Source organism: Methanosarcina mangrovi, assembly GCF_052057765.1.
Lineage (GTDB): Archaea > Halobacteriota > Methanosarcinia > Methanosarcinales > Methanosarcinaceae > Methanosarcina.
Map to the genome: position 1 here is coordinate 4,911,032 of NZ_CP195120.1, position 24,325 is coordinate 4,935,356.

The following is a 24,325-nucleotide window of genomic DNA, read 5'->3' on the forward strand; positions in this document are numbered from 1 at the left end:
AATTAATTTCATAAATCAACATCATAAGGAGCTCCATTATGAAACAGGTTGTCCTAAATCTTAAAGACGGAGGTTTGACGGTTGAAGACGTCCCAATCCCCACTTTAAAAGGCAGCGGTGTGCTTGTCCGCAACCATTATTCCGTCATTAGTGCAGGCACCGAATCCGGTCTTGTGAACCTTGCCGATAAATCCCTTGTAGGAAAAGCAAGGGCAAGACCAGACCTTGCAATGAAAGTAATAAACAAAGCAAAACAGGACGGTCCGATTTCTGCATTCCAACAGGCTATGGGGCGTCTTGAAAAACGGGAACCTCTTGGCTATAGTAGCGCAGGCACCGTAATTTCCGTAAGCGAGGACATAACATCTATAAAAGTCGGGGACAGGGTTGCCTGTGCAGGTGCAGGCTATGCCAATCACGCAGATGTCGCATTTGTCCCGAAGAACCTCTGTGTAAAAGTCCCGGATAACGTTGACCTTAAAAACGCTTGCTTTACAACAGTGGGCTCGATTGCCATGCAGGGAGTCCGAAACGCCGACGTACAGGTCGGGGAAAATGTCGTTGTTGTTGGTCTGGGCCTCATCGGCCTGATTACTGTGCAGATCCTTAAAGCCTCAGGCTGCCGGGTCTTCGGGATAGACCTTGACGAAGTCAAGGTGAAGCTTGCAAAAGAGCTGGGTGCAGACTTTGCCCTTCCCCGCAGCACTCCCAATATAGAAGAAAGTGTCCGCCAGTTCTCCCGCGGGATAGGTGCAGATGTAACAATTATCGCAGCTGCAACAAAATCAAACGACCCCGTGGACTTTGCCGGAAAAATAACCCGTGAGCGAGGAAAGGTGGTAATTTTAGGCCTTGTAGGTATGGACATTCCGCGTGAAGAGTATTATAATAAGGAAATAGAACTCCGAGTTTCCCGTTCCTATGGTCCTGGCCGCTATGACCGCTCCTATGAAGAATTTGGTTGGGACTATCCTGTCCCTTACGTCCGCTGGACAGAAAACCGCAATATGCAGGCTTTTCTGGACCTCCTCTCCATGGAAAAAATTTCTATGTGCCCTATCACCTCCCATGAATTTCCAATTGAACAGGCTCCAGATGCCTATGATATCATAGAACAGAGAAAACCATATCTCGGCATAGTCCTCAGGTACGATACGAATAGAGAAATTGAAGACAAAATCATGCTTAAAGCTCCTGAATCAAAACCATTCCCAAGTGGAACTCCAGTTATCGGAGTTATAGGTGCAGGGATTTTTGCAACAAGCACACTCCTCCCGAACCTCTCGAAAATAGACGGCATAAAATTAAAAGGTCTCTCAGCTGCAACCGGCATAAGCTGCGAATCCGTTGCCAAGAAATACGGCTTTGAATACTGCACTTCCGATTACCATAAAATTATGGAAGATCCGGAAATCAACTGTGTGAGCATAGTAACAAGAAACAGCCTCCACGCCCCTCTGGTAATCGAAGCCCTCAAGCACGGCAAAAATGTCCTTGTGGAAAAGCCTCTTGCCCTCAATGAAGAAGAACTAAACGCCGTCAGATCTGCTTGGAAAGAGCACGGAGGTCTTGTCATGGTCGGCTTCAACCGCCGCTACTCCGAACTCGGTACAAAACTCGGGGATTTCTTCAAAAAGCGTTCCCAGCCGATGGTGGCCCTCTACCGCGTAAACGCCGAGTCCATCCCCAAAGACCACTGGATCTACGATCCCTCCGAAGGTGGCAGCCGCATCAGAACCGAATGCTGCCATTTCATTGATTTCCTGCAATACATCATAGGCTCATCCCCTACAGAAGTCTACGCCCGAAAAATTGAACCCGAAACCAAAAGTCCCGAAGACAACGAAAACGTCTCAATCACCCTTTCCTTTGAAGACGGTTCAATCGGGACTATAATATATACTACCCACGGAGACAGTTCTCTCTCCAAAGAACGTGCTGAGTTCTTTGCAGACGGGATGGCAGGAGTGATTACGGACTTCAAGCAGCTTGAATTGGTCAAAGGTGGGAAGAAAGAGAAGATTGTGAGGAGGATGATTACTGAGAAAGGGCATAAGAATGAGTTTGAAAGATTCTTTGAGATGGTGAAGAATGGTTCTTCAGAGTATGATTTTAATGGTAATGTTTTGACGACATTGGCGACGTTAAAAGCTGTGGAATCTGTTCAAAATGGATCATCTGTGCGGTTGTAAGTTGAAGGTGAGGTTAAAAATGTCCAGTAATAAAAACAAGCTGTCACAAGGAATGACTTCTAAAGCATTCGATATTCTTGGAAAAAATAGCTTGACTTTCAAACGCACATATGACTTATTAAAAAAATCTCAGTGGTGGAGCGCTGAACAGCTGGAAGAGTTTCAGCTTGAACAGCTTAGGAAACTAATTAATCACGCGTACGAAAATGTTCCCTATTATAATAGAATATTTGATGAAAGGGGACTAAAACCCAAAGATATTCAGGATTTAAAGGATCTGGAACAACTTCCTTTTCTTACAAGGGATATTATTTGTGAAAACTCAAGGGATCTATGCGCCAGAAATTATTCTCCAGGTCAATTTCAGCATGTAACCACAGGAGGTTCTTCCGGCACTCCTCTTGAACTCTATCTTGAAAGTGGGGTTACGGACGCTAAAGAATGGGCTTTTATGAAGATCCAGTGGGAAAGAGTAGGTTACAGGTTTAGGGATAAATGTGCTATTTTCAGAGGTTACAATGTCCTGCCTTCAGAAAACAAATTCTGGAAATCTCAACTTTTCGGCAGGTGGATGATATTTTCATCTTATGATATCAATGACAAAAACACTAAAATATATGCAAAAAAAATTAAAGAATACAAACCTAAATTTATTCAGGCATATCCTTCTGCAGTCACCCTTTTTGCAAAGCACCTTCAAGAAAATGATTTCAATAATTTCTCACCTATACAAGCTATTCTATGCGGATCTGAAAACATATTCCCCATGCAGCGAAAATTCTTGGAAGAAACGTTTAACACCAGAGTTTACAGTTGGTACGGTTTAACTGAAAAGGTAGTCCTAGCAGGAGAATGTGAAATTAGTAACCATTATCATATATTCCCAGAATATGGAATTACAGAAGTAGTGAATGAAAGTGGGCAAAATATCCACAGAGGCCTAGGAGAGATTGTAGGTACCAGCTTTAACAATTATGCAATGCCTTTGATCAGATACAAAATGGGAGACATGGGTGAATTAGGCAGCAAAAAATGTGATTGTGGTCGAGAGTATCCCCTATTCGAAAGAGTTGAAGGTAGGTCTCAAGACATCATAATTACAAGAGATAATTCCAAAATTACTCTTACTGCACTTATTTTTGGTCAACATTTCAATGCATTTTCTCATATAAAAGAACTCCAACTTGTTCAGGAAAAAAAAGGAGAATTAATTTTCAAGATAGTTAAATCTGAAAAATTTAGTATTAATGATGAAAAAGAAATTCTTGAAAAAATAAAGGGAATATCTCATAGTCAGATTGATCTTGATTTTCTTTATGTAGACTCTATTCAGAAAACAGTACGTGGAAAACACAAATTTTTGATACAAAATATAAAGGTTGATATTTGATTTAGGAGATTTTATGAGTTCTTTAATGTTGATGGCAGTAGGAGATATTACTCTTCAAACAAAAAATAACCAACATCCTTTTAAATATGTCATGGATACTTTTAGAAAAAAAGATATCCTTTTTGGAAACTTAGAAACTGTGTTATCAACAACAGGCAAGGAAAAGAAAAAGTCTGTAGTTCTCAGGTCGTCTCCAGAATCTGTAACATATTTAAATGCCGTAGGATTTGATATTTTAAACGTTGCCAACAACCACATTCTTGATTTAGGAATAGAAGGTTTCAGGAACACATTGGAGTTACTCGATGAGCATGAATTGGAATATATTGGTGCTGGCTCTCAAAAATCAAGTTTGAATTCTTCAATTATAAAAAAAAATGGAATCAAATTAGGATTTCTTGGATATACCATTGGTCGTTTTAAAGTACCTGAAGAAATCTCAATTTCAAAAATCAAAGAGAAAAAAATCATTTCTGACATTGAGCTGATTAAAGATACATGTGATTTTGTTGTTGTTTCTCTACATTGGGGAACTGAAAATGTGTTGTATCCTTCTCCAAAGCAAATAGAACTCGCCCACAAATTGATAGATCACGGTGCAATTTTAATATTGGGACATCATCCACATGTCCTTCAAGGTATTGAAAAGTACAAAAATGGGTTAATTGCATACTCCCTCGGAAATTTCCAATTTGATTGCAAGTTGTCCCAAAGCAGTACGAATGATTCTATTATTTTTTGTGTGTATTTTAATGAAAATGGAATCACTGATTTTCGAATAATTCCTATTACTATTGATGAAAACTTTGTGCCTATTCTGGTTGAAGGTAAAGTTAAAGAAAAAATCTTGAATTTTATTTCTCAAATATCTAAGCCCTTTATTGATGGAAAAATTACAAATAAATGGTGGTTTGAGAAAATTGGAGAAGAATATTTAGTTGGAAATATTAACAGTTATATCTTTAGAATTAAGAAATATGGTTTGGTGCCTTTACTTGAATGTTTTTTCTGGCTTTTCACTCCTTTTTGTATCAGGTGTTATATTGGGACTCTTAGATTGTTAATTAAAAATTGTGGAAAGGGGGAAACATTGTGAAAATATTACAAGTCACTAATTTTTTTAAACCGTCTTTTGAGGCAGGGGGAGTGGCTAGATCTGCTTTTAGTCTTTCAAAATATTTATCTAAAAATGGGCATGATGTAACTGTGTATACTACAAATAGAAGCCTTTATGATATGCATGTTGAAACAAATATGAAGATTTTCCTAGATGGAATAGAAGTATATTATTTTGAAAACCTTAGAAAATATTTTGGGAAAATTCCTCCTCTTCCATATTACTCTCCTTTTATAGCGCGAGATCAAATTAAAAAATTTGATGTAATTCATATACATGAGCATAGAACTTTACTGGCTACAGTTGTTTGTTATTATGCAATAAAATACGGGATTCCATATGTAATACAGCCTAGAGGCTCTATGCCAAAAAGCATAAAAAGTAGACAAAAGTCTCTTTTTGATTGTTTTTTTGGGAAATCAATAATTAGCAATGCAAAACATGTAATTGCATCATCAAAAATAGAATCTGAACAATATAAAGATGTCCTCCCTCAGCTGAATGATAAACCTATATCTCATATTCCAAATGGTATTGATTTCGAAATATACAAACATTTGCCTAAAGAAGGAAATTTTAGGGAAAAACATTCTATTGATAGTAATTGTAGAATTGTATTGTTTTTGAGCCGTATACATGAAAGAAAAGGAGCAGACATTCTTATAGAAGCTTTCAAGATTGTGAAGAATGTTTTTGAAAATCTAATACTTATTATTGCTGGTCCTGATGATGGTTATTTGGATACTTTAAAAGTTATTGTAAATGAGTTAAATCTTACTAAAGACATTTTATTCACTGGGCCATTATTTGGGGAAGAGAAGATTGAAGCTTATGTTGATTCAGATGTTTTTGTACTACCATCGAAGGATCGATACGAATCTTTTGGAAACGTAGTTTTAGAAGCATGTTCATGTGGTACTCCAGTTGTTGTTACTCAAAACTGTGGAGTTTCAGAATGGATCACTAACAAGGTAGGCTATGTGGTGGAATGTAATGCAAATAATATTGCGGAATCTATTCTGCTAATTTTTAATAATAAACATATACATGAAATGAGGAATGACTGTAAAGACTTTGCTGTTGAATTCGATTGGCTAGATATAGCTAAGAAATACGAAATAATTTATGAGGATTTGTTATGAATATCTTGGCAATCCCTACGACTTTTGGTTTCTCTCATCCAATTTCTGGAAGTCAAAATAGATTTTCTAATTTAATTACAGAATTAAAAAAAAGAGGGAACAACATCATTTTGTTAGAGTCAAATGATGTTATAAGAACTTCAGACAGTAAGTTCGCAAGTACTTATTCTTATGAGGATCTCAAAATATTTAATCGAAACTTATCAATTTTCAAAGATTTTAATCTTAATTTTATTAATAAGGTTTCCTTTATTCTAAAAAATGAAGATCCAAATTTAGTACAAATTACGCACCCAAGTGGGGCAGTTATTATAAAACTGTTGTGTATTCTCAAAAAAAAGAAAACTAAAATTGTTTATGATGCGCATAACGTTGAATCTGACTTCATAAATGAGACTTTTTCTATTTGCAGCAAGTATTCTAAAATAGAAATGTTCTTAGTTTATAAGTATACTGCTCTGTTAGAAAAAATTGTTTGTAAATTTATTGTAGATCATATACTCTCGGTAAGTGATCAGGATAAAACTATTTTTCTACACAGGTATTGTCTTTCTCCAGAGAAAGTAAGTGTGATCCCTTCTGGAGTTCATCTCCCAGATTTGTCTGTTTTAAAAAGTAATATAAATCTTATAAAGAAGGATCTTGGACTTGATCCAAGTAAATTTATTATTGTGTTTCATGGGGCCTTTTCTCATCCTCCTAATAAACGTGCTTTCGAAATAATAAAAAACTACATCGCACCACAATTCAAGGAAAATAGTAATGTTTTGTTTTTAGTTGGTGGATCCGGCTTCCCTGAGTTCCATGAAAATAATGTGAGATCTTTAGGATTTATTAAAGATTTATATGGCATAATTTCTATTGCAGATATTGCCATAGTTCCATTAACTCACGGTGCTGGAACTAAACTAAAAATATTTGATTACTTTAGTGTTGGGCTTCCTGTAATTACCACAAAAAAAGGGATTGAGGGAATAAATGCTATCAACAATGAACATGTAATCATTGTTGATAACAATGTTGATAGTAATGTTGAACTTGTTAATTCTATAAAATATCTAATTGATAATGAATCTGAACGCAAAAGAATTGGTGAAAACGCTCGGAAATTAGCTGAAGAAAAGTATGATTTTAAGAGTATAGGTGGAAAATTAAACGTCTTATATAGAAATATTAAACGATAAATTGGTAGTGAGCCCAATTTTCTGTAAAATCACAAATCTCTAGAAGTTTTCGGATCGAAAATTTAATATCAGAAAGTCAATTTAGTTATCAGTATATAAAAATTTAACTTGAAATCTACAGCAAATTCGCTACACTGCCGATAAATTTCATATTAAGAGATATTTTTTTGTTAGTGATTGATTTGTAAATAAAGTTATATTTTTGTGTATAATGTCACACTCGGTCAATTATACAGTTTGAAAAATATTCTATTTGAGTAAATATAGATTATAGAATTTAGGACAAGAGGTTGCTTGATTATGAACTAAGTCTGCTTCATTATCCAATTGTATAGAGTTCATATCACCACTAATGTTTAGTGAATAATTTTATCATATCCAATAAATAAAGAAGGAAATTTACAATGTTGAAAATATTGCATCTATCGGCGGCACATTACCCTGAACATAACGGAACTACTGTGAGATTATTTGGCACTTTATCTAAGTTACCTCACGAAAGCATTCTGATTATTTCTAATCGTACAATGAAGGGGCGTGTCCTTGAACCAAAAGAAGAAATTATTGGAAATATGACAGTCAAAACAGTCCCACTAGCTCCACATGGAATTTTTACAAAAAGTCCATTGCGTTATTTTCACACTCTGTATGAAAAACCAAGAAAGTTATTTATTTATTCACTATCCGAAGGATTTGATATAATTCATGCTCACAATTCATCTTTATTCCTGCAAACTGCTAAGAAATTGAGTCGAAAATTGAATAAACCTTTTATTATCGAATTTCATGCGGCAAGAATGGACTATACAAGTGATATATGTATACCTGGGACTAGTATCGGAGTACCACTATCTGGAAAAATTATTGGTAATTTTCTTGAAGAAAGAAGGATAAAAAATGCATTAAGATCTTGTAACCATGTTATAACTCTTACACAGCCTCTGAAACTCTGGCTTGCTAATCATTACAACATAGATGAGAACAATATAACAGTGGTGCCAAATGGAGTAGATTCAAATCGGTTCGCGCCAGTATATGGAAAAAAATCACAAGAGAAGAAGACGGAGTTAAATTTACGTTCTAAAGTAGTTATGTATTCTGGAGTTTTAGATAAAATAAATGGAGTAGATGAACTTGTTAAAGTAATACCATCTATTATTGACAATAATCCTGATATCTCTTTTCTTTTTATTGGTCATGGTTCTGAGGAAAATAAAATCACAGATCTTTCTAAAAAATATACGCAGGTTCTCCTTTTGCCTGTTGTCCCGTATGAAGAAATGCCTATTTACTACCAGATGTGCGATCTTTTTGTAATTCCTCGGCCTTCTAATATTTCTACGGAGACAATAGTTCCTCTGAAACTTCTTGAATCTATGGCAATGGAAAGACCAGTTTTGGGCAGTAATGTTGGTGGGATTACAGAAGTAATTCACCATGGAGAAAATGGTTATTTGTTTAATAAAGGTGATTTTGAAAATTTTGTAAATATATTATTTGAAGCATTAATTTGTGATAATACTCAATTAGGTAAGAATGCTAGAAAAACTATTGTAGATAATTATACTTGGGATAGATCTGCAAACATTTTGAAGACAATTTACGAAGATTTGGTCTAAATATTTTCATGAATTCGCACATATAATTTTTAACTATTCCTCATAATTTAGGGATTATATTTTTGAATGGATGCATGTGATTTAGCAATATAAGTTATGTCGTTACCAATTATTTTTGAGGAGTTCTCTGAATAATTAACTATATAATTAAGTTATGGGGCTGATCAGATATTTGCCGAAAGTTAAATTTGGTGGTATTAATTATTGCTTTGTGGTCTATAATTCAAGTGTTTATAAAATTATATATATTATTTATATAATTGCGGTAGTGAAATTATGAAAAATATAGGAAATGCTTTAGAAATCAGTAGTAAACTTTCTGTCAATAAATCTTTTTTGTACTCTCTGATATTTGCTTTCTTTATCTTTTTGTACACATTTATTAAGCTCAAAAGTTATGGTTATGCATGTATAGCTATATATGTTATATTAGGTTTATTCATTTTCCTCGTAGCATCTAATAAATTAACACGATATTCTGAATCTATTTTTTTTGTTTCGCCCATTTTATCACGTATATATTTAATAATATTTTTTATCAGTTTCTCACTTAGTATTCTCTATCTTACATTTTTTGAATCATTATACCACAAGTCTTTCGGGTATTATTTTTTTGTAGGTATATGCATTTCGACAATATTTGTTATATCCATTACAACTGGGGATAATTTCATAAAACGTTTTCTCCCTTACTTAACATTTCTACTTTGTCTTAACATATTATTAAGTGATTTCATTGTGTTTCCTAATGGTGTTTATTCTTCTGGTGATACACATACCCAGATTTATAAAATTATGCTTCCAATTGTATATACTGGCTATATTCCAGATGGCTCTACTTACTCTTTTTTCCCGATTCACCATATTTTGATAGCTTCTTTAGCTAAAATTGCGGGCATAGATTCTATATTCCTATATATGAGTGTCGCAAGTCTTTTATATGCAGTAAGTGCATTATTTGCATATTCGTTAATGTGTCGTGCTGGTGAATCAAAATTTGGGATCACAGGCATGCTCTTATTTATAACATCACCATTTATTTATTATCATAGTTCTCACGCTTACCAATTCTCTTATGCTTTACCATTAGGAATATTATTAATGTATATTTCAATGGTATTAATTATGCCCATTGACTGTAGCAATAATCAAAATTTTTTACGAAGTCGCGTAAGTTGGACAATCGTGCGCATATTAGTTATTGTAGTTATTATTTGGACACATCAATTTACATCAACGATAATTTTTTCATTAATTGTAATCTTAGGGATTGGATACTATATAGCTTCAAAAAATAATGTTAACACATCATCTTTTTATTTTTCTATTTTTTCAATAATTTTTCTTTATATTGTGTTATTGATTGCTCATTGGCTTTATGTATCTTCTTTATTACCATCGTTGGTGAAGGTATTTGATGTTTATTTCAGTTCTTTATTTACGATTGAAAACTATCAAGTGGCATCTTCAAGTTTAAGTTCAAAGAATCATTTTCTACGACCATTCTGGTTAATATTTTTTGATACAAGTGGGAGAGGAATTATTCTGTTGCTTGGGTCAATAGGATCATTATATGGGTTGTGGAAAAAAAATAAGTATATCTTTGTGTGGCTTGTAATAGGAACAGTTATATGGACATTAATTTCAGTTGGTAGTTTTATTAGAATGCCTTTACTTTTTAGTGACAGATTGTTTGCCTTTTTTGAGGCTATGAGTATTGTTTACCTTGCTACATTTGGTATTGTTCTTATTATTGAAAGATTTGGAATGAAAGGCTTGGTTTTTTGTAGTTTGCTTCTTTTTGTATTGCCTATTTTTAGTTTAGGAAGCACAACTTCTGGAAGTGAGACTAGTTTATTTGTAGGTACTCAACCATATGTTAAACTTTATGATACAATTTCGGATGTTCAATATCGAGCTTGGATCAAAAATACTATTCCAGAGAATTCGAATATTTGGGTTAGTGAGTCATGGATTCTATTGTCTTTAGACAATTTACGAGTTTATGGTCAGTTACCAATCAATGATCAAGATCATATAGAGGATGACCTGTTAAAATATGGGCAATATATAGTTTTGAACAAACATGACTCTATAGGAATCAGAGTGAGAGGAATTTCTGAAGGGGAACAGTTAAACTTAGTAAAGACTGAATCTATGTCTACCATCGAAGCTCAAGAAAGCCACGTACGCATAACAAAACTTGATTTCTCAGAAATTAAAAGAACAAAATCGCAACTTGAACACATCTATTCAAATGGAGAGACTGACATTTGTTTGAAATAAGTCGGTATCTGGCCTGAGTTTGACAGTTATATAAAGGCTCTTCGCTGTTTCGAGTGGGTTGAAAATAATTATCCAGTTAGGTAGTATCTAGGTCAAAAAGGGGAACATCACGCCTGAATGTGATCTTCAACCATAAGTGTTTCTAAATCTTAGATGTGCTAATTTGACATTTAGGAGATGGATGTAAGTTACCCACTCGAAAAAGCGAAGTGCCTATATAAGGAACTTAAACCAGCTTTGTATAAATCTTCAATATCCTATTTAGCATCCGACTTTCCGCAGATGTCTTACAAATTCATTCCTTTTTCTCGCTAATATATAAATATCGAAAATGTCGTATCTTGCTCTGGCTTTCATTATGCTTTTTACAACACGTTCTTTTGATCATCACGAAATTGTTTCTGGCATTTATGATGAACTTGAAATTGGAAAAGTGATTGATGAAGTGCTGCCCAAACTTGGGCAGCACAAGTTAGCTCATTCTATTGTAGTAAAGTCAATGATTCTCAACTTTCTTTGCTTCACAGACAGTCGCCTTTACATGTACTCTCAATACTTTGAAACTCTTCCTGTTGAAAGACTACTTGGTTCTGGAATAAGTGCATCTGACCTTAATGATGATGTTTTAGGGAGAACTCTTGACGAAATATATAGAGCAGACTCTACTCAACTTTTCATGAAACTTGCCTTGAAAATGATGAGAATAGTTAACATCAAGACTCAACTCCTCCAATGTGACACTACCAATTTTAGCGTTCACGGAGACTACAAACATATCGATGGCAGTTCTGCCATCGAAATCACATATGGCCATGCAAAAGACGGTAGAGATGACCTTCAACGTTTTGGACTTGGAATGATAACAAATCAGTATGGAATCCCGTTATTTGCAAAGGCTTACTCTGGTAATTCATCCGACAAAGAAACCATAATAGAGGCAATGAAAATGCTTCAGGAAAACATAACTTTCCCTGATGATGTTTACTGCTATGGGAGCGCGGAGGGTCACGAATGCCCAGACTTTCAAGTCTGGGATGAAGTGAACCCTCGCAGGTTTTTCGATATACACCTTAAAAATCTAAAATCGTCACTTTTTTCAATATAATGTTTTTTGACACCATAGCCACAGGGGGGTTGCAGCCACCTATGGCTAGGATGTGATAAGCATTGGAATTGCGTAGTTTTAGCCATGGCTATGGTCAGATCACCTACCACATCGCATTGGCGCCTAAGTACAGATTCAAAATATTCTACAACAAGAAAGTTAAAAAGGATTGCGAATCAATCCTCAAAAACATTTGTACTGAGAAAGGCTATAGAATACATGCCATGGAAGTAGTAGAAGATCATGTGCACTTGTTTGTGGAATTCCATCCAAGCACTTCACTATCCAAGGTAATTCAACACCTAAAAGGAGGAAGTTCTTACAGATTATTTAAGCTTCATCCTGAATTAAGGGAAAAATACTGGGGTGGAAGTTTATGGTCAAGTGGCAAGTTCTATAGATCAATTGGGAATGTAACTGCTGACACAATCAGGCATTATATTAACGAATCCCAAGGAAAACCAAAAAAAGAGATTAGATCTAATAGAATAAAGAAATCTGGACAATTGAAACTAACCGATTTCTAACTTCCCCAGAAATCGGCGGACGGCCCGAAGCATACCCTACCTTTTAAGGTAGGGTGGCCGTCCGCAATTTGATTTTTGAAAAGAGAATCAAAAGGATTGTCAAAGAAGCTCAAAAAGAGGTAGTGTACCGAAAGTTCTGTAAAATATGATTGACTCTGTATCCTTTTTCTTTTACCAAAAAAAAATGATGCAAAGTCAATGATTAATATCTTCTTATTTATAAATGATTATCTTTTCGATCAGGAAGATGGAATTCGCCAGTTAATTACTTGGTTTTTAAACCTCGTAATGGAGGAGGAAGCCCTCCTCCAATCTGGTGCAAAACGTTGTGAGATTACCAATTTTCGTAAAGCTAGTGCATCGATTCCTAATTAATTCCCTTTAAATTCTATTTTAGAGGATTTCGATTTACCTCTCATTTTTTTCTTTGTGGGAATTTTCCTTCAACATTTCCCGCGAATTTCTCTTTTGAGTTCTCTTTTTTAGTTCTTTTGATCATTATTTTCTTACCTTAAGGATACTCCCGCTATCCTTAAAACACTCTTTTCCTTTTCAATGTCCTCAGTTGATGCAGATTATAACTAAGAGCCGTAAACAACATCTTCACATTCACCTTTTCAACAGTGGTAACAAGAACCGTTCCTGAATTAAATACGTTTTTCGTTACTGCATAAACTCTTTCCCCTGGAACTCTCTTTGAACTAATCCTCTTGTTTCTGATTATATCCTTTATTTCCAATGGTTGTCCTCTAACTGCTCTTTTCATTGTTGCAGCAAAACCTTTTGCTTCTGCTCCAAAGTATCCTCTATCTCTGTAAACCACTTCATTTTCCTCGGACAAATCAACTTGAGAATCATGAACTAACGCTGTTGTTGTTTTGAATCTTCGGATCAGTTCATAATCTCTGTCTATTATGCTATGTAGTTTATAACCAAAATGTGATTTACTTCCCTTCTTTGTCCAGGTTCCATCTCTGCTTCTTCTTTTTTTTGCTTCATTTCCTCTCGGCTTGTCAGCTTTAGCATGTCTCGGATCGGAATGAATAAAAGTAGCGTCCTGAATCATTTCTTTTTTGATTTTCAAACCAAGAGAATCAAGTTGCCTTTGTAACTCTCCCCATATTTCCTCTTCTTTCCCGTTATCGATAATTCTCTTTCTGATGACCAGACAGTAGTACTTTCTGGGATATAATCAGGAAAACCGAGAAAATTCCGGAAAGAAAGACGATCAATACACTGCTTCTCAAGTTCTGGGTCTGAAAGACCATGCCATTGCTGTAAAAAAAGCATCTTAAACATTACAATGACATCAACTTCAGGCCTACCGCCTGAAGCGGTTTTGTTTACATACATAGGTCCTAAAATCAAACGAAAAAGTTTCCAGTCGATTAAGGATTCAAGTTCAGAAAGGTTATCTCCAATCAATTGAATACGTTTGTATTCCTCTTTAAGAGCAAAATCAGTAAACGTTTTCATAGATTAAAATTAATTTAGTGAGATTTAAATACCCTCCTTAATGTGCAAACCGAGAGGAGGTCTATCGAAATTCTCTGTAATTCCGCTAGGCATTTCGTCCCTTTCTTTCATTTTTTATTTCCATGTAAAAATGACTGGCTTTTCGTAATGTCAATGCCGGTGAATAATTCCTCATTTTAGCCGGATTAAAATTCCCCAATTTTCAATCCTTGAGAAAAGCTCGAGGATTATAAATAATGTTGAAAATGGAGGAATGGCTATTGATACGAGATTTGTATTCACAAGGCTTTGGCATCAGTGAAATCTCCAGGCAAACAGGCTTTGACAGGAAAACTGTGAGGAAATATCTTCGGCTGAAAACCTTGCCTGAACCCCAGAAACGTTCTGGAAGAAAGAGCAAGCTTGATCCTTTCAAACCTTATATTCTTGAAAAACTCAAAGAAGGTCCCTATACTGCTGCTCGCCTCTATCGGGAAATCAAAGAAATGGATTTTGATGGAGGAAAAACCATCATCGTTAAGGACTTCGTACAAAAAGTCCGACCTGAGCAGGGAATTCCTGCCGTACTCCGCTATGAAACAAAACCGGGTGTACAGGCTCAGGTTGACTGGGCAGAGATGGGAACAGTTGAGGTTGATGGAAAGGTAAAGAAACTCTTTTGCTTCAACATGATTCTTGGATATTCCAGAATGAGATACATTGAATTTACACTGAGCATAGACACTCCAACTCTTATTCAGTGTCATCTGAATGCCTTTGAATACTTCGGAGGATTTACACAGGAAATTCTCTATGATAACATGAAACAGGTTGTTATCAAAAGAGCCTTAAAATCATCTGATTCTGAATGGAATTCACAGTTTGAGGATTTCTTCAAATCCTTTGGTTTTATTCCCAGATTATGCAGGCCTTACAGGCCTCAAACAAAAGGCAAGATTGAAAATACGGTAGGTTACGTCAAAAGGGATTTCTTCCTTGGAAGAAGGTTTACCTCTCTCGAAGACCTGAACGCCCAAGTTCACAGCTGGTTGGAAAGAGTAAACTCAACTGTCCATGGAACAACCTATCAAATCCCTCTTGAACGCTTTAAGGAGGAGAACCTGAGCCTTCTGGATCAAATCCCTCTTTACAAAGTTGTCCATAAGGAGACCAGGAAGGTCTCCAGAGACTGTTATATTTCTTTTCTTGGAAATAAGTATTCTGTTCCTTACAGGTTTGCAGGAAGAACTGCAGAGCTTCAGATCTTTGAAGGAATATTCGAAGTCTATGTTGATTATGAGAAAATCTGTGAACACGAAATTCTTCCAGGTAATTGCAGAGTTGCCAGGAAAAAGGAACATTTCCAGGGTCTCCTGAGTGAGATCCTTAAAGAGAACTCAAAATGCAAGAAAAATTCACAGATTCCGTTGAAATTCTCAGGTCCTGAAGTTGAAAAAAGGTCTCTTGATGTCTATGAAACATTTAGCCAGGGGAGTTTTGAATGAACAACTTCAGTTATGAGAGACTTCACAATAACCTGCAGTACCTGAAACTGAATACTGTTGAAGAGCTCCTTGACAACTATCTTGAAATTGCTGCAAGGGACAACAAGACAACAATGGAAGTCCTTGATTATCTGTTTGAACAGGAAAAGAAGCTCAAAGGCCTGATGAAATTTAAAGTGCTGATTATTGACGAAATAGGATATCTCCCATTTGACGAAGAAGGAGCTTACTGCCTATTTCAGCTGATATCCAGACGTTATGAAAAAAGTTCAACGATCTTGACATCAAATAAGTCGTATGGAGAATGGGGAGAGATATTCAAGGATCATGTAATAGCGGCTGCTGTACTTGATAGTTTACTCCATCATTCTACGACGATTAACATCAAAGGAGAAAGTTACAGACTCAAAGAAAGGAAAAAACAGGGTCTAAAAACAGGAAATATTTACCAGTAATTTCTAATAAGTTTACGGAAAATTAAGCAAAATTTATATCTGAAGGTGGGGAAAATTAATCCGGCCAAAATGGGGAAAAGTAAACCGGCCTTGACAATTATATTTAGCCATGAAGCATTCTTAGGTGTGAATACAAATTCGAATTTATCAGGAACAGTGTCTCCAGAATTACCAAAGAACTGGATGAAAAGGTTGAAGAGTTCTTATCAAAGTCAATAGAACACGAAATTCCTTATCTTTTCGTTGATGCAACTTATTTAAAAGTGAGAGATGGACTTCACTACGAAAATAAAGCTCTTTTCATAGTTGCTGGAGTCAGGGACGACGGTTATCGTGAGATTCTTGGAGCAAGATTAGCAGACAGTGAAGACTCTCTATTCTGGCAAGATCTCTTCGAAGACCTGAAAGAAAGAGGGTTAAGAGGTGTCAAGTTAATTAAGCGCAGCTGGTACCCTTGAAAGTTTCCAGTATGATATAATAAATTATATGCAATTTCCAATAAGCATTGGAGATGAATAAGGACAACAAATATTATGGAGAGAACTAACAAAGAGATAAAAAGAAGAACAAAGGTAGTAGGGGCATTCCCGAGTTAAGAATCAGTATTGAGACTCGTTGTCTCAATACTGATTGATATTAATGAAGAATGGATTACTGGAAAGAGGTATATAATAATGGAGCAGTAATCAAAAAAGAAGAGTAAAGGGTACAGAGAGAATTTTACCGAAATTAAGGCACACCTCCAGTCTCTTCCCCCTAATGAGCATTCTCAGTGAGGTTTCTCGAAATTCTCTGAGTACATTTTTACAAAAATTTAGGTACACTGTTCGATAAGTTTTTTATTTCTTTTCTAATCTTTAGGTATTCATTTTTATTCATCAATATATAAATAATGCCAAATGTGCCAGTGAACATTAAAAATATCTTTAAAATAATGGATTTATAATATGGAATGTTTGAGAAAACGCTATTTAATGACAGAATTAATAAAATAATACACAAGCTATGAATAATTTTTTCCCATGGATATTTAATTGGATAATATTTTTGGCTTAAAGTTTGGTTTGTATAGAATGTAATAAAAGCACCTGTCAATGTGGCTATTGCTGCTCCTTTTATTCCCAATATTGGAATTAATAAATAATTAAGTATAGTGTTTAGAACTGCTGCTCCTATATTGATAAGTGCAATAATCTTTGTTTTCTTTATAATCCATAATCCTGGTGCAAAAACATAAACTCCAGAAAGAAACATTGAAAAAACAAGAAAAGGAACAACTTCAGCTGCTCCATAATAAATAGGAGTTGTAAGAACCATCAATATTTCTTTTGCAAATAAACTCATTCCTAAAATCATTATAAAAGCAAAGAGTACGAAATAACGAGCTAGCCTTGCTATTTCAAAGGGTGTGTTTTTTTCATTGTAATGATTATATATGATTGGAGTTAGTGCCATTTGAGTTCCCCCAATCAATAAACTCATTATTGAAGCCATCTTGTATCCTATGCCATAAAGCCCGATGTCGTTAAAGGTCATCAGTTGCTTTATAATTATTCTATCAACATATACAAATAAAAAAACACCTACGCTAGAAGGCACAAGAGGAATAGAAAATTTTAACATTTTGATTAATTTTTTGCTATCAAAAATAAAAACAAATGAATCTTTAATGTAATAAAGCGACAGTAATGAGCCAATAAAACCTGCTATAAATTGGCCATAAAATATGCCAATAATTCCTATTTTAATTATGAGCACTAACAAAACTGTAATCAAGATGGAAATTAGCGAATATAATAAGCTAATAATACCATATTTAAAAGGTCTTGAATTCCATCTTAATTGTCCTTTGATCAAATAAAACAGTCCATTTGCCCAAATTGACAAGAACGCTACAGTCGTAATTTTTGATAATTCCCTACTATCTAAAATTAGTTGACTCAAATATTCTGAATTCACTATTGCAATAATAGTGAATATACTATAGGCTAAAATTGAAAAAAATAAAGCTGTTGAGAAGTAAGCTGACTTCTCATATTTATTCTCTTTATCTGTTGTAAAGCGCCCAACAGCTTGTGATATTTCAAGTGATATCGTGATATTTAATAACGAAGCTACAATATTCAGAATGTCAATAATACCATAGTCTGCTGGAATAAATACTCTTGTATAAAGTGGTACAAGAAATATAGAAATAACAGAAACTAAAATATTACTTGCTGAGTAGATTGAGGAATCCTTGATTATTTTTCTCAACATAAAAACACGTCATCAATATGTAAAATTTTCGAATTCTTTTTCTAGTTCAGGTTTGTCTGATAACTGAAGTGATTCAATTCCACCATACTCAATAATAGCTTTCATATTATCCTTAATTAGACTTTCAGATACTCCTGCACCATGTAAATATCGAATACTATATGGGTCATAATACCATGATTCTGGGATATCTCCCTCTATTAATCTTAAATATCTTGCTGCAACTTTTTCAGGGCTCCAATTTTTCTGAACAAATTCCATTGCTTTTTTTCCAAGATCTTTTCGGAAGGGTTCATCAACAATCATCTTTTCAATAGAATTCTCTATCTCATCAGGATGGCAGTATAAGCTGGGTGGGATCGTCTCTTGTGGAGTATCATTATATATATGGTCTATATAGTATCCCCCTACAACAGATGGTTTTCCATGCCATGCAGCTTCAGTTGCAAGTGTAGCCATTGGAGTATCGGAATATATTTGATCTACAATAAAATCACATTTCTGTAATTCACTTATGACAATCGAGTGTGGTTTGCCTGTAATCTCTGTGTAATTAATTGAATAACCTTTTTCGCGAAGCGATTTTATTGATTTTCGGATTATTTCTGTACCTTTTGCCGCTGGATTAGAAGGTGCATGAAGAATTTTTATCTCTAAATTTCTATTTTTAGTTATGCTATTGTTATGTAGAGTATATTTCTTTGGGATTCCGATTATTAACCATTGAATGATTTTTCTTTCATGAAAATGAGAAGTAGGAGGATGATTGACAATTATATCTGCATATTTTTCTATTTTCTGGATTCTTCTTTTCTTATTTAAGATTCTCTTTATATGTTTAGGTATGGTGTCTTTTTTTTCTTTCACGAGATCTAACCCAATGTAAGGGGGACGCGAGTCTGAGCCAAAAAATACAAAAATAATTTTTTTATGGAATAATTTTAAAATTGGTAAATCTAAGTAATTTAAAAATGATTCCCCAAAACTAAATATAAAAACATCAAATCTAAATAATGCCCATATGAACAATGGAAAATCAAGTATGTGAGATAGTATAAAGCAAGAATTCTTTACACATGTTTTTTCAGTTAATAGTGTTTTCTTATTTGTCCACTTCTTTAAGGAAACTATGATATTTGGTGTGTCGCTGCCAGTATATTGAAATGGGCTGTAGGCTAAATCAATGAAAGTACATCTTATACCCAATTCTTGAAATCCCTCTTTTAGATTTCTATTATATTCTCCGATTTCACGGAGGCCTAACAATATGCGGTTTTTTTTCATCTTATCTACTCAATGTTAACTGTATAATAATATTTCTAAACATTTAACTTGTTCTGTCTAATTAATATTACACACAATTTTTAATTTATGGTAAATATTACCTTTTTTAAATATTAGTCACATGCCGATTTCTCTATCGTAAAACTCATATCTCTCGAACAAAAACTCAAGTATAAGATGAATTTTACTAAATTTACATTTTAAATTGTTGAATTCCAATACACTGGTTTTTAACTTTGTGCATAAGTCTAATCTGATACACTATATATGTTATTTGCAGATATATTCTCAGAAATATAGTATTTTCAGCAGTGTGCCATTGTTTGTAAAATACAAATTTTAAGAAATTTTTGAGTTAAAAATAAAAGACCCGTAGATTAGTTTTACATACAGTCTCCAAAAAATTGACTTTAAGTTTTCAGAATTTTCGCCACATTACCGTATTTTCTTACATCATTTCTTTTCTTTTCCTCAATAGTTTTGCGGGATTTCCTGCTACGACAGTGTAAGCTTCTACATCTTTGGTGACTACGGACCCAGCCCCAATAATTGCTCCTTCTCCTATCAAAACCCCAGGAAGGATTATAGATCCTATTCCAATGTCGCATCCGTCTTCTAAAATAACTGAATCAAATTTCAATTTTGAGAACAAAATTGGTTTTGAAAGTTCTTCTTCGCTGTGTACTGAGGTTAATATCTTCACGCCTGGCCCTATCCCTACAGCTTTTCCAATATATACTCCTCCTGCACTATGGATAAAACAAGATTGGCCTATCCAAGTTTCGTCTCCTATTATCATTTCTTTTTTATGATATCCTTTGAGAATAGTATTATGACCAATATACACATTGTTGCCAATTTCTATATTTTCAGGGTGAAAAATAAGCACATTGTCTTCAAAAACAATATTTTTTCCTACTTTTCGGAAATCTTCTCTTTGATACGAACCATTTCCATGACTTCTATATAATTTATTATTTTCAAAGATCATATTAACACTGTTTCGCATTAAAAATAATTAATGTCAAAATTTAAATCTTGTTTCGTTGTGATAAAAAAATTAGTTTTGAAATTAGCTTTTCTACAATTAGTTAGTTCATCGTAATTTCAATGTAATCTTTTCATGCCAATTGAAGACTATTGCTATAATATCTCTATATTCTATCTTTTAATTATATGGTCTTTTTTCATGAATCTTTTAGCGGATTTCTTATATATCATATCAACTTTTATTGTGTTAAAGTTATTTTCATCGATCTTTTGAGCGGTAACAACCTGTAATTTAGTACTTTTCAGAATTGTTAAGTTTTTATGTTCAATATATAGTGTTCTTAAAAGTATGAATTCTTCTTATACCATTCAATTGTTTTTTTGAGCCCTTCATTCAAGTCGATTTTAGGTGAATATCCCAAAAGCTCTTTAGATTTTTTTATGTCTGGTATACGAAGTTCAACATCAACATAATTCTTGGGCACGAAAATAATTTCACTACTCGATTCTGCAATACTTTTTATTTTTTCTGCTAAGCTTAGTATTGTAATGGTTGCTCTCGGATTCCCTATATTGAAAACTTGGCCTATGCCTTGTTTATTTTCAAGGCATAAAATTATTCCATCGACTATGTCGTCCACATAACACCAGGAACGAATCTGGTCTCCATCTCCATGAATTAAAATATCTTCATTATTAATCGCCCTTTTTATGAAATTATGTATAGCACCTTCTCCAATCTGGCCGGGGCCATATATATTGAAGGGCCTTATAGATATAGTCGGCAATCCAAACTCTTTATGATAACTGTGTGTCAAATGTTCAGCTGCTAGTTTACTTATCGAATAAGTCCATCTTGCTTCTCCAACAGCTCCCATTGTTGTTACATCTGATTCATCTCTTTTGTATGCATAAGATCCATATACTTCGCTTGTTGAAAAATCTATGAATCGATATATATTTTTTAGTTCACTTGCAGCTTTCAGTACATTACTTGTCCCAATATAATTTACACTCATAGTTTTTGTTGGGCTCTTTATTACAGTATCTATACCTGCTATTGCAGCGAGATGGATTACTATTTCTGAACCTTTAATCGAATCTTTAAGTTTTTCAAAATCTAAAACATCCCCTTTTATGAGATCTAAGTTTGGATGCTCAAGTATGTTAGTGTTTTTCAGTGAATTTCTTTGTAGTGTATCGTATACTACTATCTCGTTATCTTCGATCAGGCGCTCAACAATTTTAGTCCCTATGAAGCCACTACCACCTGTTAAAAAGATCTTTTTTTTTTTTATAACCATTACATATCCCTCAAAGTAGTCATTAACGTCCTACAAACAAAATCAATCTCTTCTTCCTTTAATGTATAATATATAGGGAGAGTTAGCGCCCTACTAAATACATCCAGAGAATTCTGACACTTTTCTTTGGAATTGTAAACTGGCTGGATAAATGAAGAATAAGTTCCGATTTGAGTTTGGACACCTTTGTTACGAAGTTTATCTATTAACTCGTTTCTGTTAATTTGCTTATCTACAAGCGTAACATAACTTTGGTACACATGAGTTACGTCCTCGTGAACCCATGGAGAACTAATTCCATCAATATCCTTTAGTTTTTCATCATAGTATTTTGCCAAATCTCTCTTTCGTTTAATTATCTGCTCTATTTTTTTCATCTGAGCCACGCCAACAGCAGCCGAGATGTCACTCATCTTATAGTTATACCCCACACCAGAAAAACTGGGAATGGTTATTTTATCTGCAGATTCTCGCTCATGAGCAGTTTCCATGCCAAAAACTGACAAATACCTTACTTTTTCAGCAAATCTCCTGTCATTGGTAACTACCATCCCTCCCTCTCCGGTTGTGATTCCCTTCCTCGCATGAAATGAATAACATCCTAGATCTCCAATAGTTCCCACGTACTTATTTTTGTACTCTGCACCTAGGGAACAGGCCGCATCCTCAACGACTTTAAGATTATAATCGTTAGCAATTTCCATAATTTTATCCATCTCAGCAGGTTGACCAAATGTGTGAACTGGAATAATTGCTTTTGTACTTTCAGTTATTTTTTCTTCTATTTTATTAGGATCAATATTGTAAGTAGCTGGATCTATATCTACAAAAACTGGTTTTGCACCACAATATAATACTGAGTGGCCTGTAGCAGGGAAAGTATAATCTGCTACTAAAACCTCGTCTCCTTTGCTAACATCGAGACTTAATAGTGCCAGATGGAGTGCTGCTGTGCAATTTGTAACAGCAATTGCATACTTGGCACCAACGTAATCTGCAACTTCATTCTCAAATTCTTTTACTTTAGGGCCTTGGGATACCCAACCAGAATCCAATACCTTCCTAATCTCATACAGTTCCTCTGAATCAAAATATGGTCTAAGTAATGGAATCCGATATGTCAAAACTTACTCTCCTCATATTTTTTATTTCTTTTATGGTAATCACAAAATATTGAAACTTTTTTATTTAATCAATAAAATTTATTTTTGCCCGCTAGTCCCAATCAATCTTATTGTGTATCCAACTTTCTTCCATATCTTTTTGTTAATAATACTTCGTGTGTCTACTATGTTTAGTCTTCTCATTTTTCTGGTGAAGATTTCTGGCTCCATACTGCTAAACTCCGAATGATCCGTCAGCACCACAATACAATCGCTCCCCTCCACAGCCTCTTCCAACCCTAGAATCGGATAGCTCCACTCCTCCACAAAAGGATCATAAATCTTAACCCTGAACCCTTCCTTTTCTGCAAGCTTGATAAACTTCTTAGCCGGAGTAGCTCTCGTATCTGCGATATCTCCCTTATATGCAACCCCGAAAACAGTAATTGTCGGATTCTCAATGCCTGCAAGCATTTCTTTGACCATCTTCAAAACGTACTGGGGCATTGAGTCGTTGATCTGCCTGGACATCATGATCAGGCTACTGTTGTTTGCGTTTTCGGTAAGGAACCAGGGGTCGATGGCTATGCAGTGGCCGCCTACTCCGGGGCCGGGTTTTAAGATGTTTACACGGGGGTGCTTGTTTGCTATTTCGATGGCTTCCCATACGTTTATGTTGTAGTCGTCGGCAATCTGGGTGAACTCATTGGCAAGGGCGATGTTGACGTCGCGGAAGGTGTTTTCCATGAGTTTGATCATTTCGGCGGTTGTGCTGGTTGTGAGGTGGAGGTTGCCTTTCACGAATGACACATAGAGGTCGGCTGTAAGCTGGGTGGACTTTTCGTCTACGCCGCCGATCACGCGGTCGTTGTAGACCATTTCGCGGAGGGTGTTTCCGGGAATTGCTCTTTCGGGGCAGTGGGAGACGTAGAAGTCCTCGCACATTTTGAGGCCGGATTTTTCCAAGATTTGTTTTACCTGCTTGTCACAGGTGTTGGGCGGGATTGTTGACTCGATGATTACGAGGTTGTCTTTTCTCAGGTGGGGGACTATCATCTCACAGGCAGAGATCACATATCTGAGGTCTGCCATCCGCATCTCGGAGTCGAAAGGAGTTGGAACGGCTACAAGAAAAACGTCGGCTTCTTCGACAAAGGATTCTGCTCTGAAGGTTTTTCTGGAAATGGCTCCGTCCAGAAGTTCTTGGAAGCCTGTTTCTTCAAAGGGCATTTTGCCTGCTTTGAGGGTGTCGACAACATGTTTGTTCACGTCAATACCCACGACTTCGCAGCCGTTGTTTGCAAAAAGAAGAGCAGTAGGAAGGCCGATATATCCCTGGCCGAGTACACAAATTTTTGACATTTTTCCCACCTTTTAAATATACTACTTATGATTCTAACCTTGTTAT

15 protein-coding genes and 5 pseudogenes are annotated in these 24,325 nt (G+C 35.1%); 13 read left to right on the forward strand and 7 right to left on the reverse strand.

Annotation, left to right across the window (positions count from 1 at the left end):
- Nucleotides 1-38 precede the first annotated feature (38 nt).
- The 10 genes and pseudogenes from ACSAZL_RS21640 to ACSAZL_RS21685 all read left to right on the forward strand — a co-directional run.
- Entirely contained in the window at nucleotides 39-2,192 is a 2,154-nt protein-coding gene (locus tag ACSAZL_RS21640) for a bi-domain-containing oxidoreductase (protein ID WP_440946606.1), read from the forward strand.
- Between the two features lie 19 nt (nucleotides 2,193-2,211).
- Nucleotides 2,212-3,582, forward strand: a complete 1,371-nt coding sequence (locus tag ACSAZL_RS21645; RefSeq protein ID WP_440946607.1) for a hypothetical protein — start codon at nucleotides 2,212-2,214, stop codon at nucleotides 3,580-3,582.
- A gap of 13 nt (nucleotides 3,583-3,595) precedes the next feature.
- Nucleotides 3,596-4,678: a CapA family protein gene (locus ACSAZL_RS21650; protein ID WP_440946608.1), complete on the forward strand. Its 1,083-nt coding sequence runs from the start codon at nucleotides 3,596-3,598 to the stop codon at nucleotides 4,676-4,678.
- A complete protein-coding gene (locus ACSAZL_RS21655) occupies nucleotides 4,675-5,841 on the forward strand; it encodes a glycosyltransferase (protein WP_440946609.1) in 1,167 nt (388 codons plus the stop codon). Before ACSAZL_RS21650 ends, ACSAZL_RS21655 begins: the two co-directional genes overlap by 4 nt.
- Complete coding sequence (locus tag ACSAZL_RS21660; protein ID WP_440946610.1) at nucleotides 5,838-7,025, forward strand: glycosyltransferase family 4 protein; 1,188 nt, start codon at nucleotides 5,838-5,840, stop codon at nucleotides 7,023-7,025. Before ACSAZL_RS21655 ends, ACSAZL_RS21660 begins: the two co-directional genes overlap by 4 nt.
- A 404-nt stretch (nucleotides 7,026-7,429) precedes the next feature.
- The gene (locus ACSAZL_RS21665; protein ID WP_440946611.1) at nucleotides 7,430-8,644 is read left to right on the forward strand and encodes a glycosyltransferase family 4 protein; all 1,215 of its coding nucleotides are present in this window, start codon (nucleotides 7,430-7,432) and stop codon (nucleotides 8,642-8,644) included.
- A 738-nt stretch (nucleotides 8,645-9,382) separates the two neighbouring features.
- The gene (locus ACSAZL_RS21670; protein WP_440946612.1) at nucleotides 9,383-10,930 is read left to right on the forward strand and encodes a hypothetical protein; all 1,548 of its coding nucleotides are present in this window, start codon (nucleotides 9,383-9,385) and stop codon (nucleotides 10,928-10,930) included.
- A 358-nt stretch (nucleotides 10,931-11,288) separates the two neighbouring features.
- Nucleotides 11,289-11,915 (forward strand): annotated as a pseudogene (locus ACSAZL_RS21675) (IS1634 family transposase); the annotation flags it as partial.
- A 182-nt stretch (nucleotides 11,916-12,097) separates the two neighbouring features.
- Nucleotides 12,098-12,562, forward strand: a complete 465-nt coding sequence (gene tnpA, locus ACSAZL_RS21680) for an IS200/IS605 family transposase (RefSeq protein ID WP_440946613.1) — start codon at nucleotides 12,098-12,100, stop codon at nucleotides 12,560-12,562.
- Nucleotides 12,563-12,711: 149 nt separating this feature from the next.
- Nucleotides 12,712-12,919, forward strand: a pseudogene (locus ACSAZL_RS21685) (IS256 family transposase); the annotation flags it as partial.
- 175 nt (nucleotides 12,920-13,094) lie between these two features.
- Here ACSAZL_RS21685 and ACSAZL_RS21690 read toward each other — a convergent pair.
- A pseudogene (locus ACSAZL_RS21690) lies at nucleotides 13,095-14,038 on the reverse strand (IS5 family transposase).
- Nucleotides 14,039-14,274: 236 nt separating this feature from the next.
- On the opposite strand from ACSAZL_RS21690, the gene istA reads away from it, so the two are divergent.
- The 3 genes and pseudogenes from istA to ACSAZL_RS21705 all read left to right on the forward strand — a co-directional run.
- Nucleotides 14,275-15,522 carry an IS21 family transposase gene (gene istA / locus ACSAZL_RS21695; RefSeq protein WP_440946614.1) on the forward strand — a complete coding sequence of 416 codons (1,248 nt, stop codon included), beginning with the start codon at nucleotides 14,275-14,277 and terminating at the stop codon, nucleotides 15,520-15,522.
- A complete protein-coding gene (locus tag ACSAZL_RS21700; RefSeq protein WP_440946615.1) occupies nucleotides 15,519-15,977 on the forward strand; it encodes an ATP-binding protein in 459 nt (152 codons plus the stop codon). The genes istA and ACSAZL_RS21700 overlap by 4 nt, the downstream gene beginning before the upstream one ends.
- A 152-nt stretch (nucleotides 15,978-16,129) precedes the next feature.
- Nucleotides 16,130-16,663, forward strand: a pseudogene (locus tag ACSAZL_RS21705) (transposase); the annotation flags it as partial.
- A gap of 118 nt (nucleotides 16,664-16,781) precedes the next feature.
- Here ACSAZL_RS21705 and ACSAZL_RS21710 read toward each other — a convergent pair.
- The 6 genes and pseudogenes from ACSAZL_RS21710 to ACSAZL_RS21735 form a co-directional block, all read right to left on the reverse strand.
- Nucleotides 16,782-18,233 (reverse strand): lipopolysaccharide biosynthesis protein, encoded by a 1,452-nt coding sequence (locus ACSAZL_RS21710; RefSeq protein ID WP_440946616.1) that lies wholly within the window; start codon nucleotides 18,231-18,233, stop codon nucleotides 16,782-16,784.
- A gap of 15 nt (nucleotides 18,234-18,248) precedes the next feature.
- Nucleotides 18,249-19,520, reverse strand: coding sequence for a glycosyltransferase (locus ACSAZL_RS21715; protein WP_440946617.1), 1,272 nt, complete (start codon nucleotides 19,518-19,520; stop codon nucleotides 18,249-18,251).
- 463 nt (nucleotides 19,521-19,983) lie between these two features.
- A pseudogene (locus ACSAZL_RS21720) lies at nucleotides 19,984-20,151 on the reverse strand (DapH/DapD/GlmU-related protein); the annotation flags it as partial.
- 700 nt (nucleotides 20,152-20,851) lie between these two features.
- Nucleotides 20,852-21,814 carry an NAD-dependent epimerase/dehydratase family protein gene (locus tag ACSAZL_RS21725; protein ID WP_440946618.1) on the reverse strand — a complete coding sequence of 321 codons (963 nt, stop codon included), beginning with the start codon at nucleotides 21,812-21,814 and terminating at the stop codon, nucleotides 20,852-20,854.
- Entirely contained in the window at nucleotides 21,814-22,938 is a 1,125-nt protein-coding gene (locus ACSAZL_RS21730; protein ID WP_440946619.1) for a DegT/DnrJ/EryC1/StrS family aminotransferase, read from the reverse strand. Before ACSAZL_RS21730 ends, ACSAZL_RS21725 begins: the two co-directional genes overlap by 1 nt.
- 78 nt (nucleotides 22,939-23,016) lie before the next feature.
- Nucleotides 23,017-24,279 (reverse strand): nucleotide sugar dehydrogenase, encoded by a 1,263-nt coding sequence (locus ACSAZL_RS21735; RefSeq protein ID WP_440946620.1) that lies wholly within the window; start codon nucleotides 24,277-24,279, stop codon nucleotides 23,017-23,019.
- Nucleotides 24,280-24,325 lie beyond the last annotated feature (46 nt).